Source organism: Sphingomonas gellani (genome assembly GCF_900110035.1).
GTDB lineage: Bacteria > Pseudomonadota > Alphaproteobacteria > Sphingomonadales > Sphingomonadaceae > Sphingomonas > Sphingomonas gellani.
In genome coordinates, this window is record NZ_FOCF01000003.1 from 190,035 (window position 1) to 206,591 (window position 16,557).

Here is a 16,557-nt window from a genome sequence, read left to right on the forward strand (position 1 = left end):
CCCGGGGCTGATCGCTTCCGGGAGGGAGTTTGCATGTCTCGAGTTTCTGACACCCACATCGCCACCGTTGCCAAGAGCGTCATTGCGGCGGAGCGGTCCAACGACCGCAGCATCGCCGACCTTTCGCGCTGCATGACCAGCATGATCGAGCAGCGTACCTCATCCCGGACGATCCTCGATCCCGATGCCATCGCGGCCATCCGCAAGGTATGCCGCAGCATCGATCTCTCCCTCGCCGCCCAGGCGGAGCTGGCGGACGCTCACGCGATCCTGACGGCCCTGCCGACGAAGCTGGCGGCGGACCAGTTCGGTCCAGGCTGCGCGCTGCTCCCGGAAGCTCAAGTCCTCTCGATCGCCGCCGCGGCATAGGCGTTGACCGCTGACCGGCGTCCTGCTTCGAATGGCCGATGCTCTGGTACATCTATGGGTTCTGGATCGCGCTCGCCGCGCTGTTCGCCGCTGCCTACAGGTTCGGCGGGCGCACGGAACGCCAGGTCGCCACGATGTACCTTGCGGCGGCCATCGGGACGCTGGTTCTTCGCCCGGCTCTGGCCATGCGTTGGAGGGACGTCGAGCCGGCGATCCTGCTTGTCGACGTCCTGCTCGCGCTGGGAATGATGCGGCTCGGCATCCGCTCGGGCAAAATATGGATACTGACCGCGTCCGCGCTCCAGATTCTCTCGTCGCTGGCCCATCTGGCGCGAGCCATGGATCCGACGCTCTGGTGGTTCGGCTACCAGTTGATGGAGGAGGCGGGGAGCTATCCCATGCTGGTCCTGCTAGCGATCGGCATCTGTCAGCATCACTCGCGGAAGCAGGGGCAGGTCGTGGCGAGTGCCGTGCCGTCGCGGAACGACTTATCCGCCTGGCAGGCAGCACCGACGCCAACCGAACCGCGGAGCGGCTGATCGACGGCTTCGGGTCGCTTCCCGCCGCGCTGGCAGCGACTGACGAATGTCGCGCCCGCATCCTCGGGCAGGACCAAGCGGCCGTGCAGGCGATCGCAGCCTTCAAGGCCGGCCTGACCCACGTCACCCAGTATCGGGCGGCCGAGCGGCCGCTTCTGACGAACTGGCAGGCGCTGCTCGACTACCTCCACGTCGACATGGCGCATCTCGCGGTCGAGAGGTTCCGCGTACTCCACCTCAACACGCGCAACATGCTGATCCGCGACGATGTCATCACCGAGGGTACCATCGACCACACGCCCATACATCCCCGCGAGGTCGTTCGTCGCGCGATTGAGCTCGGCTCCGCCGCCATCATCCTGGTCCACAACCATCCTTCAGGCGACCCTTCGCCCAGTCGCTCCGATATCGACGTCACGCGCAACGTCGCGGAAGTCGGCAAGCGTCTCGGCATCGCGGTCCTTGACCACGTCATCGTCGGCGCGAGCGGCCATGTCTCGCTCCGGGCTCAAGGCCTGATCTGACTATTGAAACCAGAATTGCCGCCATTTCGGATTAGTCGGCGTCGTTGATACCCCATCGGCCTTGGCGCTACCGGTTGCGTCTCGAGTTGACTGACGCTTCGCGACCCTCATTCAGTTCTGCGTACGCAACACGATGAGCCCTCAGACACCCGCCGGACCCTTTCTGACCCTGAACTCGGCCGACCGCATGGCGCCACCTACAATTTCATCAGCGGCATGTGGAACGGACCGCGAGGGCCGTTGTGCGACGATCCCAACCATATTCCACAGAGCAAGAAGAACGACGTGGAAACCGGAGAGGATCAGAAGGGGCAGGAGAGTGGCACACCAAGTCGAGGTGCTGATCCTGACAAGCGATCTCGACTTCGCCACCGACCGGGTCTGCCGCGAACTGACGCGCAGGGGAAGGAAGTTTCTCCGCCTCAACCGAGAGCAGTTGGGCGACGTCCTGCTAGCGCTAGATCCGACCGAACCTCGGCTGACCTGCCGTCACGACGGTCGCACATGGACAGTCGGGTCGGAGCTTCGATCGGTATGGTGGCGCCAAGGCACGTTTGATCGGAACGTCGCGGGGAACGGGGCGGAGGTGGAGGATCAGCTGCAGCGTTCGCAGTGGTCCGCTTTCATGCGTTCCATGATGGTTTTCGATGACGCGCGATGGTTTAATTGTCCCTCCGCAGTGTACCGTGCCGAAATCAAGGCGTTGCAGCTCGCCGCAGCCGCGGAGGTCGGCTTCGATGTGCCACGCACGGTCATGACCAACGATCCTGATATCAACCCTCCGGCAGCCGATGGTCTTCCCGTCGCAATTAAGAGCGTGGACACGCTACTGCTGCGCGACGGCCCGGACCAGCTGTTCGGCTACACGTCGATCATGGACTGGAAGGATGCGGCCCTTCCAGAATTGACGGCGGCTCTGACCGTTCAGCAGGCGCTTATGAACAAGCTCGACCTTCGGGTCACCGTCGTCGAGGACCGTCTCTGGTGTACGTCAATCAAGCGTGCCGGGGAGGGCATCGAAGTCGATTGGCGACTGACCGGGAAGGACCAACTGGAGATCGTCGATCACGTCCTCAGCGACGAGGACGCGAATCGTTGCCGCGAGTTCGTAGCTAGGCTTGGCCTGCGGTATGGAGCCATTGATCTAGCGGTCGCCGCCGGACGAAGCTGGTTCATCGAGATCAATCCAACCGGTGAATGGGGATGGGTCGACGGAGAGACACGACCGATCGCCGCGGCAATTGCAGTCGCGCTGTCATGCTCGCGCTAGATCGTGTCCGAAGGGTGGCCAGCATGCCGCTTCGCCCGATCCGCTTCCTGGCGGGGGAGCTGTGGACGCCAATCGCAATGTGGCGGACCAACTCGACAATTCGTCAGCGTGCCATCGCCACGGGAGGTCCAATCGCGGCGCTGTCGAACGACGACCTCGCGAAGCTAATCGAGGCCGAATGGACGCGGGGAAAGGAACTCGACGACAAGCTGCAGAAGCTGACCGCCGCTCTGTCCGTATCAGTTACCGTCGGAGGGCTCGTCGGCTCGACGATGCTGCAGGATTTGGTGGCATCGGGGTGGAAGATCGCCGCTGCCGTCCTCTTCCTGCTCGCAGTTGCCCTCCTGCTGACAGGCGTCCTAATCGGCTTCAACGGGCTGCAGCCGAAGCCCCGCTACGGCTACGGAGCCGGGTACCTCAGCATAGTCGCATCTGGAGGCGATGCCGCTCGAAAGGAGATGATCGCGGCGGCGCGTAGCTTTGAGCGGGACAACCTCCTGCGCGCGAACGAGGCTGTCGCAGCAATCGTCTCAATCAGAAACGGAGTGCTCGCTTTCGCGGCCGCAATGTTGGTCGGGCTGATAGCAGCGGGATTGGGTAAGGGCGTGACGACGGATTCGAACAGTGCCGGTCCTCAAGCGATGGTCAGCATTTGGGACCGTCCAACTGACTCGTTGCTTGGCCTGCATCATCCCTCAGGGCGGACGTCGTAGCCACCTAAGAGCAGGCGCCAAAACCGAGAACACGATTAAAGCTGATTCTGCGGATCAGATAACCTGATCCAACAAAAGGTAGTGGATGCCCGACGTGGATTCGAACCACGATTGACGGAGTCAGAGTCCGTAGTCTTGCCGTTAGACGATCGGGCAGCAAGGGGGGCGCCAATAGGCGGGCCGGCGCGGGCTGTCAACGCCGGGTGCTTGTGGAGAATGACGGGCCGCGCTACCTTGCGTGCAAGCACCGTGCGGGCAACCCGCGACGGCAGAACAGAAAAGAGTGAAACACGGCATGGGGGACAGTTCCGCCAAGATGCCGTACCGGGGGACCGATTCCCCCCGTCCGGTTCCACCGCGGCCCATGCGGGGTCGCTGGTCCAACGCGCGCCATTACGCCGCGCTCGACCTGGGCACCAACAATTGCCGCCTGCTGATCGCGCGCCCGCAGGGTCCGGGCTTTGCCGTGGTCGATGCGTTTTCGCGGATCGTCCGGCTGGGCGAGGGGCTGGCTGCGTCCGGGCGCCTGTCCGACGACGCGATCGAGCGCACCATCGCGGCGCTGCGTGTGTGCGCCGACAAGTTGAAGCGCCGCAACGTCCTGATCGCCCGCTCCGTGGCGACGGAGGCGTGCCGCCGCGCCAGCAACGGCGAGGCATTCATCGAGCGGGCCTATGCCGAAACCGGCATCCATCTCGACATCATCTCCGCCGAGGAGGAGGCGCGGCTGGCGGTGCTGGGCTGCCATGCGCTGATTGAGCCGGGCAACGGGCCGGCGGTGGTGTTCGATATAGGCGGGGGATCGACCGAACTGGTGCTGATCGACACCGCCGGACCGGTTCCGCGTGTGCTGGACTGGCATTCCATGCCCTGGGGCGTGGTGTCGCTGACCGAAAGCGCCGGCGGCGGCGAGGATCGGGAGGGCCGCCTGAACGCGTATCGCCGGATGTGCGAACTGGCGTCGGAGGGCATGGCGCGCTTCGCCGCCCGCCTGCCGCGCGGCGCAACGCGGCCACGCCTGCTGGGCACCAGCGGCACGGTCACGACGCTGGGCAGCGTGCATCTGGGCTTGAGCCATTACGATCGCTCTGCCGTGGATGGATTGATCGTGCCGTCCCCCGCTATGCGGCGCATCTGTTCGGACCTGTCCGGCATGTCGGTGGCGGAGCGGGCGCGCTGGGCGTGCATCGGCAACGAGCGGGCCGAACTGGTCGTCGCCGGCTGCGCGATCCTGGAGACGATCATGGACATCTGGCCCGCCGAGCGGCTGGGCATCGCCGATCGCGGGATCCGCGAGGGCATATTGAAACGGCTGATGGGCGCGGCGCGGCCGTAAGAGCAAGTTGGAGAGGACGGCATGAGCAGGGGCGGTACCGGCGGGCGCCAACGCGTCCGCACGGCGCGTGGCAGGACCGCGCAGTCGACGCGCTGGCTGGAACGGCAATTGAACGACCCTTATGTCCGCCGCGCAAAGGCGGAGGGCTATCGCAGCCGCGCCGCCTACAAGCTGCTGGAACTGGACGAGCGATTCGGACTGCTCCGCGGCACGAAACGGGTGATCGACCTGGGCATCGCGCCGGGCGGATGGAGTCAAGCGGTGCGTCGGCGCGTACCGGGCGCCTCGGTGGTCGGTATCGACTTGCTGCCCGTCGATCCGATCGACGGCGTCACCATCTTCCAGCATGACTTCATGGACGATGCCGCGCCGGGCCTGTTGATGGAGGCGCTGGGCGGCGCGCCCGACCTGGTCCTGTCCGACATGGCCGCCAATACTGTCGGGCATCCTCAGACGGACGCGCTGCGCACCATGGCGCTGGTGGAGACGGCGCTCGCTTTCGCTGTCGATGTGCTGGCACCGGGCGGGACGTTCGTGTCCAAGGTCTTCGCGGGCGGAGCCGATTCGGCGCTGGTCGCGGAGATGAAGCAGCGGTTCGCCACGGTGAAGCATGCCAAGCCGCCGTCCAGCCGCAAGGGGTCGGTGGAATGGTTCGTGGTGGCGCAGGGGTTCAAGGGCCGCACGGACGCGGAATGACCGTTCGTGCCGATGATCGGCCGGTCGCCGTTCAACCGGCCGTTGCCCCGGCCCCCGGTGCCCGGCGGGTGCTGGCGCTGCTGCTGCTGGTGTACATCCTGAATTTTGTCGATCGGCAGGTGCTGGGCATTCTGGCGCGGCCGATCCAGGCGGACCTAGGCCTGTCGCGTACCGAGTTCGGGGCGATCGGTGGCCTCGCCTTTGCCCTGTTGTACGCGACCGCCGGCGTGCCGCTGGGCCTGCTGGCCGACAAAGTGGGACGATCGCGCGTGATCGCGGCCAGCCTGGCGGTGTGGAGCGGATTCACCGCGCTGTGCGGCGCGGCATCCGGTTTCTGGTCGCTGTTCTGGTGCCGGCTGGGCGTCGGGGTGGGGGAGGCCGGCGGGACCGCCCCCTCATACGCGCTGATCGCGGAATATTTCCCGCCGGGACAAAGGGCGCGCGCCCTGGCGACCTATGCGTTGGGTGCGCCGATCGGGCTAGCGGCGGGCACGCTGCTGGGCGGCGCCATCGCGGCGGCGGTGAACTGGCGCGCGGCGTTCGTGGTGCTGGGGCTGATCGGGCTGATCGTGTCGCCGCTGTTCGCCAGGGCCGTGCGCGACCTGCCGCGCGTGTCGACGTCGCCGCCGCCGCGCGGCGCGCTGGCATTGCTGGTGCGCAAGCCGAGCTTCTGGTTGCTGGCGTTCGGCGCATCCTGCGCGTCCCTGGTGGGCTATGGGCTGGCGCTGTGGCTGCCATCGGTGCTGATGGGGGCGAACGGGTTCGATCTGGTCGGCGTGTCGATGTTCACCGGTGCGCTGTTCCTGGTCGGGGGCTGCGCGGGCGTGCTGGCGGGCGGCTGGATGGCCGACCGGATGGGGCGGGCGGCGCATGCCTGGGTGCCGGGCGTGTCGTTCCTGATCGCCGCGCCGCTGTACGCGGCAGGCATGTCGACCGGGTCGTCGGTCGTGAGCTTCGCGGCGCTGCTCGTGCCGAGCGGGTTGGCGCTGGTCTGGCTGGGCACGGTGACGGCGGCGGTGCAGCATCTGGTACCGGCCCAGATGCGTGCCACCGCATCGGCCAGTTTCCTGCTCGTCACCAACCTGATCGGGCTGGGCGGCGGGCCGCTGCTGATGGGGCACATCGCCGACCGGCTGGCCTACAGCCTGGGCGACGACGCGCTGCGCTGGGCGGCGCTGTACGTGCTCGGCTTCTACCCGATCGCGGCGGTGCTGATGCTGGTTGCCGCGCGGACGCTCAGCCGCGACTGGATGGATTAGCGTTCGCGCGTCGCGAGGAAGCGCACCTTCGGATAGCGTTCCGCGATATAGCCGACCTCCCAGGCCGACTTGGCCAGGAACACCGGGTTGTCGTCGCGATCCTTCGCCATGGCGGATCGGTTCTGCTCGGCCAGTTCCTTCAGCGCCGCCGCATCGCCTGCCACCCAGCGTGCAGTGTCGAAGGGCGCGGGCTCCAGCGCCGCGGCGACCTTGTACTCCGCATCCAGCCGGCTGAGCAGCACGTCCAGCTGAAGCTGGCCCACCACGCCGATGATCCAGTTCGACCCGATTTCCGGGTAGAAGACCTGGGTCACGCCCTCCTCCGCCATGTCGTCCAGTGCTTTGCGCAGCTGCTTGGTCTTGGTCGGGTCCTTCAGCGCGACACGGCGCAGGATCTCCGGTGCGAAATTGGGCAGGCCGGTGAAGCGCACGTCGGCGCGTTCTGACAAGGTATCGCCGACGCGCAATGTGCCGTGGTTGGGGATGCCGATGATGTCGCCGGGAAACGCCTCATCCGCAATCTCGCGATCCTGGGCGAAGAACAGGATGGGCGAATGCACCGCGATCGGCTTGCCATGGCCGGTCGGCGTCAGCTTCATGCCGCGCTTGAACGTGCCCGAACACAGCCGCATGAACGCGATGCGGTCGCGGTGCTGCGGGTCCATGTTCGCCTGAACCTTGAACACGAAACCGGTGACTTCGCCATTGTCGGGCGACACGGGCGCGGGCTCGGCGGGCTGGGGTCGGGGCGGCGGCGCATGCGCGGCGAGCGCGGCGATCAGCTCGGCCGGGCCGAAATCCTTCAACGCGGACCCGAAATAGACCGGGGTCAGGTCGCCCGCACGGTACGCCGCACCGTCGAACTCGGCATAGCCCGCCTGCGCCAGCTCCACTTCCTCGGCGAAGCGATCGGACAGCGGCACCTCGTCCTGCTTGCCCTGAAAGGTCCGGCTGTCCCCCTCCGGCCGGCTGATGCGGCCGGACGACAGGTCCATGATCCCCTCGAACTCGCCGCCCATGCCGATCGGCCAGTTCATCGGCGACACGTCCAGCGCCAGCACGTCCGCGATCTCGTCGAGCAGCTCGAAGGGACTGCGCCCCTCGCGGTCCACCTTGTTTACGAAGGTGATGATGGGGACGGAGCGCAGGCGACACACCTCGAACAGCTTGCGCGTCTGCGCCTCGATGCCGCGCGCCGCGTCGATCACCATCACCGCCGAATCGACCGCGGTCAGCGTGCGATAGGTGTCCTCCGAGAAATCCTCGTGCCCCGGCGTGTCGAGCAGGTTGAAGAACACGCCGTCCTTTTCGAACGTCATGACGGACGACGTGACGGAGATGCCGCGCTGCTGCTCGATCTTCATCCAGTCCGACCGCGCGCGCCGGTTCGCCCCGCGCGCCTTGACCTCCCCTGCCAGATGGATCGCGCCGCCGACATAGAGCAGCTTTTCGGTCAGCGTGGTCTTGCCGGCGTCGGGGTGCGAGATGATCGCGAAAGTGCGGCGGGGAAGGGTCATGCGGATGGGCCGATCGGGGGAGAGATGAAGGTGAAGTGGAGAAAGTGGAGAGCTGAAACGCCCTTCTCCACTTTGGGTGGAAAGCGTGCGCGTCAGGTAAGCGGAATGTGGTGCACGATCATGCCGCGCGCCATGCCAGATCGCGCCGGCGTAGGACAGGGGCTGAGCAGGACGATCCGTGCGCCATGAAAGGCAAGTGCGGCTGGAGCAAAGGGCGCCGAACGCGGCGTGGCCGATTTCGAAACAGCTCGGAAGGACGCGGCGGAAATCCCGGACGGCAAACCTTACCAAGCGGCGTGGCGTCGCGATGCCGTTGACACGGGAGGGGAGGTCGCCTTGATACCTGAGCCTAGCGCCCGTCTTCATCAAAGGTACCACATCTGACAACGTCCCATGAGCGCATGCTGATCGCACGCTATTTGCTGCCGGGCAGGGCCGGGCGGTTCGTGCTGTTGATTGGGGCGCTCGGCTGTGCGGGCGTGGCGATCGGCGTTGCTTCGCTGGTGTTGGTCGTGAGCTTCATGAACGGCGCCGAGGCGCGCCTGGGCGGGCAGATCGCTTCGGCCGATGGGCATGTGTTCGTAACGCGCCGCAACGCGCTCGGCACGTGGAGCGGCATGCAACAGCGGCTGGAACATGTTCGCGGTGTTGGGCGCGTCATCCCCTCACTCGATGTGAACGGCCTGGTTAGCGCGGACGGCAGAACCCTTGGAGCGGAATTGCAAGGCATCCAGCCTGCCAACATGAAGGCGCTTCCGGCTCTCGCCAATGAATCTTCCGCCTTGATGGGCCGTGCGCCGAGGGAGTCGGGTACGGTGGCGCTGGGCAGCGGGCTAGCCATGCAGCTGGGCGTCGGCCCTGGCGGTCACATAGCGATCACGTTGCCACGCGTTGCCGGTGACGATCTCGACGTCGTCAATTTCGAGGCGGTGGTGGCGGGTATCATCGACACCGAAGTCGAGGCGTTCGATAGCCGCAGGGTCGTCATGCCCGTGGCCGATCTGCAGCGATACACGAACGGCAGCAGCCCGATCAGCAGAACCAGCGTGTGGTTGAAAGGGCAGGATGATCAGGCGATCCTCGACGATATACGTCGAGCAGCGGGGCCGCATATGACGGTGCGCACGTGGCGCGACATGAACCGATCGCTTTTCGCGGCCTTGCAGCAGGAGCGGTTCGCCATGACCGCCATCATCTCCATGGTCACGCTTGTCGCACTGTCCAACATCACATCATCCATGGTGATGCTGGTGCGTCACAAGATGCGCGAGATCGCCATTCTGCGAACGATGGGCATGGGGAGGTTCTCGATCGCCAGGGTCTTCATCGGTGTCGCCGCCGTGATCGGAGTGGCCGGAGAGTGTGCGGGATTGTGCATCGGCCTGGCACTCAAGAGCGCAAAAGACCCTGCCGTCCGGGCGATCGAGGCGCATTTGCGTGCACCATCGGCAGAACTGGATGCCCTTGCCTCCATCCCGCTTGCCATATCCGGCGCCCAGTTTGGCTGGATCATGGGGCTGGTCTCGCTCGGCGTCATTCTCAGCACGCTCTATCCGGCGGTACGTGCGACAACCGTTTCACCCGCCGAAGCCTTGCGCTGGTGATTGGTCCAACGCGCGTAAACCGGCGGGCGAACCCGTGACGGTTTGTCACCCAGCCAGCGTGATGCTCATCCCGATGTGCTTTGCACCGCCGACCGGCACCTCGAACACGCCCGGCTTGTCGCGGAAGTCGCCCGTGTAACCTTCAGGGTCGGCGATGCCGTGCCAGGGCTCGATGCAGACATAGCGGGCGCCTGGCTTGGTCCAGATGCCCAGGCGGGGCGTGTCGGGGAACGCGACCTGCAAGCGCGGACCGGTGTCGGCGCCATAGGTCACCGATTGCGCATGGACCGGGTCCCAGACCAGCGCGTCATGGGCGAACAGGTCGTCGTGCAGCGCCAGGACATAGCCGTCCTGCAACGGGCTGGGCACCGTGGCGGCGGCGATGGTGCCGTCTGCGGCGATCGCCTTCAACGCCCCCGGCTCCTGCGCGGCGAAGGTGATGCGGTGCGCCTCCTTGGCGGCGCCGAACGGCAGCGGCCAGGCAAGGGCGGGGTGGAAGCCGAAGCTGGCCGGCATCGTCACGTCGCCGCGATTGGCGATCGTGATGTCGATCGCCAGCGTCGCACCGGTCAGGCGGAACGCCGCCTCCAGCCGAAAGGCGAAGGGGTATTGCGCGCGCGTCTGCTCGCTGTCTTCGAGCGCGAACACGGCGTGACTGTCGCCCGTCTCCACCATCTCGAACAGCGACTTGCGCGCAAAGCCGTGCTTGCCCATCCGGTATGCGCCGCCATCGACGCGCAGGGTGTCGTCGTTCAGCGCACCGACGATCGGGAACAGCAGCGGCGCACGCCCGGTCCAGAAGGCAGGATCGGCGTTCGTCATCAGCTCTCGACCGTCCGCATCCTCCAGGTGCGACAGTTCCGCGCCGAACGGGTTGATGGCGGCGGTCAGCGCGTCCGAGCGGATGCGGACCATGTCGTGCCGGGTGTCGTGCGGTTCAGCCACGGAGTTCCGCTCCCTGTTTGGCGGCGGCGGCGACCACCTTGTCGGAGATCGCCTTGATGTCGGCGTCGGTGAAGCTCTTGTCGCCGGGTTGCAGCGTCACCTCCACCGCCATCGAACGCACGTCGTCCTTTTCGAACAGGTCGAACAGGCGGGCCGACACGATCGCCGCCTTGTCCGCTTGCCTGACCGCGCGCACCAGCGCGTCGGCGCTCAGCGCGGCGGGCACGGTGAAGGCGAAGTCGCGGCGCACCGGTTGCAGCGCGGGTGGCGCATAGGCCGGTCGCGCGAAGCCGGTGCCGCCGCGCTTTGCCGGGATGGCATCGAGGAACAGCTCCACCGCCATCACCGCGCCCGACAGGTCGAACGCCTTCAACACGGTCGGGTGCACCGCGCCGAAAGCGGCGAGCACCGTTTTCGGCCCCAGGCGCAGCGTGCCGGACTGGCCGGGATGCCACGCCTCTCCGGCTTCCCCGAACACCTGGAGGTTGTCGACGGGTGCGCCGGCCTGTGCCAGCAGCGCCAGCGCCTCCGCCTTGGCGTCGAACGCGTCGAAGGGCGGGGCCTTGCCCGCCTGCCATCCCCGCGCGCGCTTGTCGCCGGCCAGCACCAGCCCGAGCGTCGGGTGCTCCCCGTCGGACAGGTAGCGGCGGCCGATCTCGAACAGGCGCACGCTGGACGCGCCACGACGCAGGTTGCGCTCCGCCGCCGCCAACAGGCCGGGCAGCAGCGAGGGGCGCATGACGCGCAGGTCGGCGCTGATCGGGTTGGCGAGCGTCCATGCGCCGCCGCCAAAGGGGGCGGCCTCCGCGTCGGAGATGAAGCTCCACGTCACGGCCTCGTCCAGCCCGCGCGCGGCGGCGGCGCGGCGGACGCGGCGTTCCACCTTCTGTTCGGCGGTCGCGGTCGGACGGGCGACACCGGGGGTGCGGGGCAGGGCGACGGGCGCGACCTTGTCGATGCCCTCGATCCGGATCACCTCCTCGACCAGATCGGCCGGGCCGTCCACGTCGCGGCGCCAGGTCGGCACGGTCACCTGCCAGTCGTCGGTCACGGTGAAGCCGAGGGTTTCGAGGATCGTGCGCTGCCGCTCCGGCGCAACGGCCAGGCCGCCGAGCGTTTCGGACAGGGCGGGATCGTAGGACAGCGTACGGGTTTCCACCGGCGGCTGCCCGGCGCGCGTCACGCCGCTGGCGGTGCCGCCGCACAGCGCGATGACCAGGCGCGTTGCGATAGCCAGCCCCTCGTCCAGAAAGGCCGGGTCGACGCCCCGCTCGAACCGTTGGCGCGCGTCGGAGGTCAGGGTCAGCGCCTGGCCCGTGCGCGCGATCGCATCCGGGTCGAAATAGGCGCATTCGATCAGCACGTCCGTCGTTCCCGCCGACACGCCCGAATGCTCGCCGCCCATGATGCCGCCGATGTCGTGGACGGCGGCGTCGTCGGCGATCACGGTCATGGTGTCGGTCAACGCATAGGTCTTGCCGTTGAGCGCCAGCACCTCTTCGCCCGGCTGCGCCCGGCGCGCGACCAGCCCGCCGGACAAAGTCGCCCGGTCATAGACGTGGAGCGGCCGGCCGAGCCCGATCATGACGAAGTTGGTGATGTCGACCAGCGTCGAGATCGGCTTTTGCCCCACCGCCTTCAACCGACGCGACAGCCAGTCGGGCGACGTGCCGTTGCGGACGCCCGTCACCGCCTGCGCGTAGAAGGCGGGGCAGCCGGCGCTGTCCTCGATCCGCACGTTTGGGCCGGGACCCTGGCCATCGACCGTCGGCAACATGGCGACCACCGCGTCCAACGGCTTCAGCGTGCCCAGACCCGCCGCGGCCAGATCGCGCGCGATGCCACGCACCCCCATGCAATCCTGGCGGTTGGGCGTGATCGACACGTCGATGACCGGATCGTCCCTGCCGGCATAGGCGGCGAAGTCGGTGCCGACCGGCGCATCGTCGGGCAGTTCGATGATGCCGTCATGCTCGTCGCCCAGGTCGAGTTCGCGCGAGGAGCACATCATGCCGTTCGATTCGACGCCGCGGATCGCCGACACCTTCAGCTGCATGCCGTTCGCGGGCACGCTGGCACCGGGCAGGCCGAGCACGCCGACCAACCCCGCGCGGGCATTGGGCGCACCGCACACGACCTGGAGCGGGGTGCCGTCGCCGGTATCGACGGACAGCACCTGCAGCTTGTCCGCCTGCGGATGGCGATCGGCGGTCAGCACCCGCGCGATGCGGAAGCCGGCGAGCGCCTCGGCGGGGTTGTGGACGCCCTCCACCTCCAGCCCGATGCGGGTCAGGCCGATGACGATGTCCGCCAGCGATGCCGTGGTGTCGAGATGATCCTTTAGCCAGGAGAGGGTGAACTTCATGCGCCGACTCCTCCGGACAGCGTGGGGACGTCGAGCGCCGAGAATCCGTAATGCTTCAGCCAGCGGATATCGCCGTCAAAGAACGCGCGCAGGTCGTCCATGCCGTATTTCAGCATCGCCAGCCGGTCGATACCGCAGCCGAAGGCGAAGCCCTGCCATTCGGCGGGGTCCAGGCCACAGGCGGCGATCACCTTTGGATGGACCATGCCGCTGCCCAGCACCTCCATCCAGCCGCCATTGGCGTCGTCTCCGGAGCCGCCGATCACGCGCTTGCCCTTTTGCAGGGTGTAGCCGACATCGACCTCCGCCGAGGGTTCGGTGAACGGGAAGTAGCTGGGGCGCAGGCGCAGCACGATGTCGTCGCGCTCGAAGAACGCCTTCAGGAACGTCTCCAGCGTCCATTTCAGATGGCCGAGGGTGATGCCCTTGTCGATCACCAGCCCCTCCACCTGATGGAACATCGGCGTGTGGGTCGCGTCGGAATCGGAGCGATAGGTGCGGCCCGGCGCGATGATGCGGATGGGCGGATTGCCGTTCAGCATGGTGCGGATCTGCACCGGAGAGGTGTGGGTGCGCAGCAGCGAGAATGTCGCGCGCTCATCCGCCTCGCCCGCCGCCTTCGCGTCCAGGCCCTGCTGGAGATAGAAGGTGTCGTGCATCGCGCGCGCCGGATGGGTTTCCGGGATGTTGAGCGCGGTGAAGTTGTGCCAGTCGGTCTCGATCTCCGGACCCGTCGCGACCGCGAAGCCCAGATCGGCGAAGATCTCCGCCAGTTCGTCCATGACCTGGCTGACCGGGTGGATCGTGCCGGTGGGCGCGGTGTCGGCGGGGAGCGTCAGGTCGACGCGCTCGGCGGCCAGGCGCTGGTCCAGCGCCGCCTGTTCCAGCGCCGCCTTGCGCGATGCGATCGCGGCCGTCACCGCCTCGCGCAGGCCGTGGATCGCGGGGCCCTGTTCCTGCCGTTGTTCCGGTGTCATCGCGCCCAGCGTCTTGAGCAGCTGGGTCACGCGGCCCTGCTTGCCCAGCGCGTCGACGCGGCACGCCTCCAGCGCGTCGAGCGAGGGCGATGCCCCGATCGCGGTCAGCAGATGGCCCTGCAATTGGTCGAGTTCGGTGGTCATGATGGTCCGTTGGCTATGTGCCGCGACCGAAACGCGGGTCCGGCGCGAAGGTCAAGCCGTTTGAGGAGTCAGACGCGGCTGGCGAGCAGCGCGCCGCCGAAGCCGATGAAGATCGTGCCCGTCACCCGGTCGAACAGACGCTGGCGGCTGGGCCGCGCGAGCCATGCGGCGAGCGAGCGGCCGCCGAGCGCGTACATGGTGTACCAGAATCCCTCGATCGCGACGAACGAGGCGACCAGGACGGCCAGCTGTGTCCAGAACGGCCGAAGCGGGTCGAGGAATTGCGGGAACAGCGCGGCGGCGAACAGGATCAGCTTCGGATTGGACAGGCCGGTGGCGAGCCCCGCGCCGTAGAGCGCGCCCGCCGAACGGCGCACCGGCGGCGGGTCGGTCGGGGTGGCGGCGGACGCGGGGGCGCGCCACGCCTTGATGCCGAGCCAGATCAGATAGCCGGCGCCCAGCCAGCGCAGCACCCCGAACAGGTTCGGCGACGCCTTGAGCAACGCGCCCAGCCCCAGCGCCGAGGCGACCAGGCACAGCAGCACCGCGCTCATTAGCCCGGCCATCGCGATCGTCGCGCGACGGGGTCCGTGGCGGACGCTCTGCACGGTGACGTGGAGCATGTTCGGCCCCGGCGTCGCCGCGATCAGGAACACGGCGGTGACGTAAAGCCACCATGTGTGCAGGGCCATGGGCGAGTCCTTTCGCGGATTGCGTGGTCGGGAACTGCTCTAAGCGTGCGGCGTAGACGTGGCGAGCCGTGACGCCGGGCGGTCGTTATGGAGTCGCACCCTAGCTCGGTGAAATGCCGTCAGATCGCCTTGGAATTGCAGGTGGCGAACTGGGTATGGGAGCATCGGCCGGCATCAGCCCAGGACCTGGTTGGTGGGCGGCACAGGTATCGACATGGCGACGGCCTGCACGATTCCGAACTCGCTGTGGTCGAGCCTGGCGAGCCGCGATGTGATCGCTGGCAACGATCTTTCCTGTTCATCGATCACGACCAGGCGCTGATTGGGCCCAATCTGCCGCTCAACGGCATTCCACCCATCCGTGCGCCATTCCCGACCGCGTTCGTCAAGGCTTCGCCGTCCACCGCGGACTGTGAACCCAACACGCAGGAATTGACGTCGCCACTGACGGTTTGAGGCAAGCCGGCGCAGATCGTTGCCGGCAATCTCTGGCGTTCGACGGCGACGGGTGGAACTGCCGGCAACGTCTGAATCATCGAACCTCGGGGCGGGCAGGACGTCAGGATTGTCGAGCAGCGGCGGCTTCCGAGCAAGCCTGCCTTACCGATCGAGCGTCTTTGACGGAATACCGGATCGGTTGGAGGTGGGCGCAAGATACCAAGATACACTGTGTTCAGCACCGCTGAGGCCTGCGACGAAGCGCTCGAAGCTTCAATGTCGCCGCATCAGCCAGTGGCGAGCTCCTCGCTCGGGAAGCCGGTCACGGTAAGGCGTGAGGAGGCAACTGAAAAGGGCGCGGATGTGTCCACCCGCGCCCTTTCTATACTCGCTGCAGTCGCAGGACCGTCACACCGACATTAGGTGCCGGCTCGCCGATCCCGCTGCTCGCCTGACCGGCCCTCAAGCCTGCCTGAGCAAGCTTCAGGCGGCCTGCTGCTCGGTCTGAGCCGGCAGGGCAGCCTTCGCCTGCGCGATGATGGCGGTGAACGCCTCACCCTCGTGCATGGCGATGTCGGCCAGGACCTTCCGGTCCAGGTCGATGCCCGCCAGCTTCAGGCCGTGCATGAACTGCGAATAGGTCAGTCCTTCCGCCCGGACGCCAGCGTTGATGCGCTGGATCCACAGGCCGCGGAAAGTCCGCTTCTTCACCTTGCGGTCGCGATACGCATACTGGCCGGCCTTTTCGACGGCCTGGCGGGCGATGCGGATGGTGTTCTTGCGGCGACCGTAATAACCCTTGGCGGCCTCAAGAATCTTCTTGTGCTTCGCCTTGGTGGTTACACCGCGCTTGACGCGTGCCATGTCCTAATCTCCCTCAGTTCAGGCCGTACGGCGCCCAGGCCTTCACCGTCTTGGTGTCGGCGTCCGACAGCACGGAGGTGCCGCGGTTCTGGCGGATGTACTTGCCGTTGTGGCTGATCAGGCGGTGGCGCTTGCCTGCGACGCCGTGCTTCAGCTTGCCGGTGGCAGTGAGCTTGAAGCGCTTTTTGACGCCGCTCTTGGTCTTGAGCTTGGGCATTTTGGTCCTTTCGCTTTGAGCGTGACTGAGACGGCCGCGGCAGCCCTTGGTGGCCGGGCAGTCCTGTAGCGTCGCGCTCGGGAAGCGG

Annotated in this window: 17 protein-coding genes and 1 tRNA gene; 10 read left to right on the plus strand and 8 right to left on the minus strand. The window is 66.9% G+C overall.

All coding sequences use genetic code 11. The features are described from left to right. Positions 1 to 33: 33 nt before the first annotated feature. The 5 genes from BMX37_RS07730 to BMX37_RS07745 all read left to right on the plus strand — a co-directional run bounded on the left by BMX37_RS07730 (position 34) and on the right by BMX37_RS07745 (position 3,415). A complete protein-coding gene (locus tag BMX37_RS07730) occupies positions 34 to 369 on the plus strand; it encodes a hypothetical protein (protein WP_093665160.1) in 336 nt (111 codons plus the stop codon). Between the two features lie 38 nt (positions 370 to 407). Further along, a complete protein-coding gene (locus BMX37_RS19160) occupies positions 408 to 908 on the plus strand; it encodes a hypothetical protein (protein WP_244501481.1) in 501 nt (166 codons plus the stop codon). Positions 909 to 937: 29 nt separating this feature from the next. After that, entirely contained in the window at positions 938 to 1,432 is a 495-nt protein-coding gene (locus tag BMX37_RS07735) for a JAB domain-containing protein (protein WP_425288448.1), read from the plus strand. A gap of 319 nt (positions 1,433 to 1,751) precedes the next feature. After that, positions 1,752 to 2,702, plus strand: coding sequence for an ATP-grasp domain-containing protein (locus tag BMX37_RS07740; RefSeq protein WP_093665162.1), 951 nt, complete (start codon positions 1,752 to 1,754; stop codon positions 2,700 to 2,702). A 23-nt stretch (positions 2,703 to 2,725) separates the two neighbouring features. Next, entirely contained in the window at positions 2,726 to 3,415 is a 690-nt protein-coding gene (locus tag BMX37_RS07745; RefSeq protein WP_139198050.1) for a hypothetical protein, read from the plus strand. An 82-nt stretch (positions 3,416 to 3,497) separates the two neighbouring features. Here BMX37_RS07745 and BMX37_RS07750 read toward each other — a convergent pair. Next, positions 3,498 to 3,571 (minus strand) — tRNA-Gln (locus BMX37_RS07750). 139 nt (positions 3,572 to 3,710) lie between these two features. Between BMX37_RS07750 and BMX37_RS07755 the strand changes: the two genes are divergently transcribed. From BMX37_RS07755 to BMX37_RS07765, 3 genes are read left to right on the plus strand one after another with little or no spacing between them, the layout of a single operon-like run. Further along, the gene (locus tag BMX37_RS07755) at positions 3,711 to 4,751 is read left to right on the plus strand and encodes a Ppx/GppA phosphatase family protein (protein ID WP_093665164.1); all 1,041 of its coding nucleotides are present in this window, start codon (positions 3,711 to 3,713) and stop codon (positions 4,749 to 4,751) included. Positions 4,752 to 4,772: 21 nt separating this feature from the next. Then, the gene (locus tag BMX37_RS07760) at positions 4,773 to 5,447 is read left to right on the plus strand and encodes an RlmE family RNA methyltransferase (RefSeq protein WP_093665165.1); all 675 of its coding nucleotides are present in this window, start codon (positions 4,773 to 4,775) and stop codon (positions 5,445 to 5,447) included. Then, positions 5,444 to 6,706 carry a spinster family MFS transporter gene (locus tag BMX37_RS07765; protein ID WP_093665166.1) on the plus strand — a complete coding sequence of 421 codons (1,263 nt, stop codon included), beginning with the start codon at positions 5,444 to 5,446 and terminating at the stop codon, positions 6,704 to 6,706. Before BMX37_RS07760 ends, BMX37_RS07765 begins: the two co-directional genes overlap by 4 nt. Here BMX37_RS07765 and BMX37_RS07770 read toward each other — a convergent pair. Further along, positions 6,703 to 8,223 (minus strand): peptide chain release factor 3, encoded by a 1,521-nt coding sequence (locus BMX37_RS07770; protein WP_093665167.1) that lies wholly within the window; start codon positions 8,221 to 8,223, stop codon positions 6,703 to 6,705. The two genes, BMX37_RS07765 and BMX37_RS07770, sit on opposite strands and share 4 nt — an antisense overlap. 401 nt (positions 8,224 to 8,624) lie before the next feature. Here BMX37_RS07770 and BMX37_RS07775 point away from each other — a divergent pair, with 401 nt between their 5' ends. Continuing rightward, positions 8,625 to 9,827, plus strand: a complete 1,203-nt coding sequence (locus BMX37_RS07775) for an ABC transporter permease (RefSeq protein WP_093665168.1) — start codon at positions 8,625 to 8,627, stop codon at positions 9,825 to 9,827. A gap of 45 nt (positions 9,828 to 9,872) precedes the next feature. Here BMX37_RS07775 and BMX37_RS07780 read toward each other — a convergent pair whose 3' ends face one another. The 4 genes from BMX37_RS07780 to BMX37_RS07795 form a co-directional block, all read right to left on the minus strand. Further along, on the minus strand, positions 9,873 to 10,742 hold the full coding sequence (locus BMX37_RS07780; protein WP_093665377.1) for an aldose 1-epimerase family protein: 870 nt from the start codon (positions 10,740 to 10,742) through the stop codon (positions 9,873 to 9,875). 22 nt (positions 10,743 to 10,764) lie between these two features. After that, positions 10,765 to 13,137: a phenylalanine--tRNA ligase subunit beta gene (pheT, locus tag BMX37_RS07785; RefSeq protein WP_093665169.1), complete on the minus strand. Its 2,373-nt coding sequence runs from the start codon at positions 13,135 to 13,137 to the stop codon at positions 10,765 to 10,767. Next, positions 13,134 to 14,258 carry a phenylalanine--tRNA ligase subunit alpha gene (pheS, locus tag BMX37_RS07790; RefSeq protein WP_093665170.1) on the minus strand — a complete coding sequence of 375 codons (1,125 nt, stop codon included), beginning with the start codon at positions 14,256 to 14,258 and terminating at the stop codon, positions 13,134 to 13,136. Before pheS ends, pheT begins: the two co-directional genes overlap by 4 nt. 68 nt (positions 14,259 to 14,326) lie before the next feature. Continuing rightward, positions 14,327 to 14,950 (minus strand): LysE family translocator, encoded by a 624-nt coding sequence (locus BMX37_RS07795; protein ID WP_093665171.1) that lies wholly within the window; start codon positions 14,948 to 14,950, stop codon positions 14,327 to 14,329. Between the two features lie 87 nt (positions 14,951 to 15,037). Here BMX37_RS07795 and BMX37_RS07800 point away from each other — a divergent pair, with 87 nt between their 5' ends. After that, positions 15,038 to 15,406, plus strand: coding sequence for a hypothetical protein (locus BMX37_RS07800; protein WP_139198051.1), 369 nt, complete (start codon positions 15,038 to 15,040; stop codon positions 15,404 to 15,406). Between the two features lie 465 nt (positions 15,407 to 15,871). On the opposite strand, the gene rplT is transcribed toward BMX37_RS07800, so the two are convergent. Together rplT and rpmI are read right to left on the minus strand one after the other, a co-directional pair. Further along, entirely contained in the window at positions 15,872 to 16,252 is a 381-nt protein-coding gene (gene rplT / locus BMX37_RS07805) for a 50S ribosomal protein L20 (RefSeq protein WP_093665173.1), read from the minus strand. Positions 16,253 to 16,265: 13 nt separating this feature from the next. Beyond that, complete coding sequence (gene rpmI / locus BMX37_RS07810) at positions 16,266 to 16,469, minus strand: 50S ribosomal protein L35 (RefSeq protein ID WP_007406658.1); 204 nt, start codon at positions 16,467 to 16,469, stop codon at positions 16,266 to 16,268. Between the last annotated feature and the right edge of the window lie 88 nt (positions 16,470 to 16,557).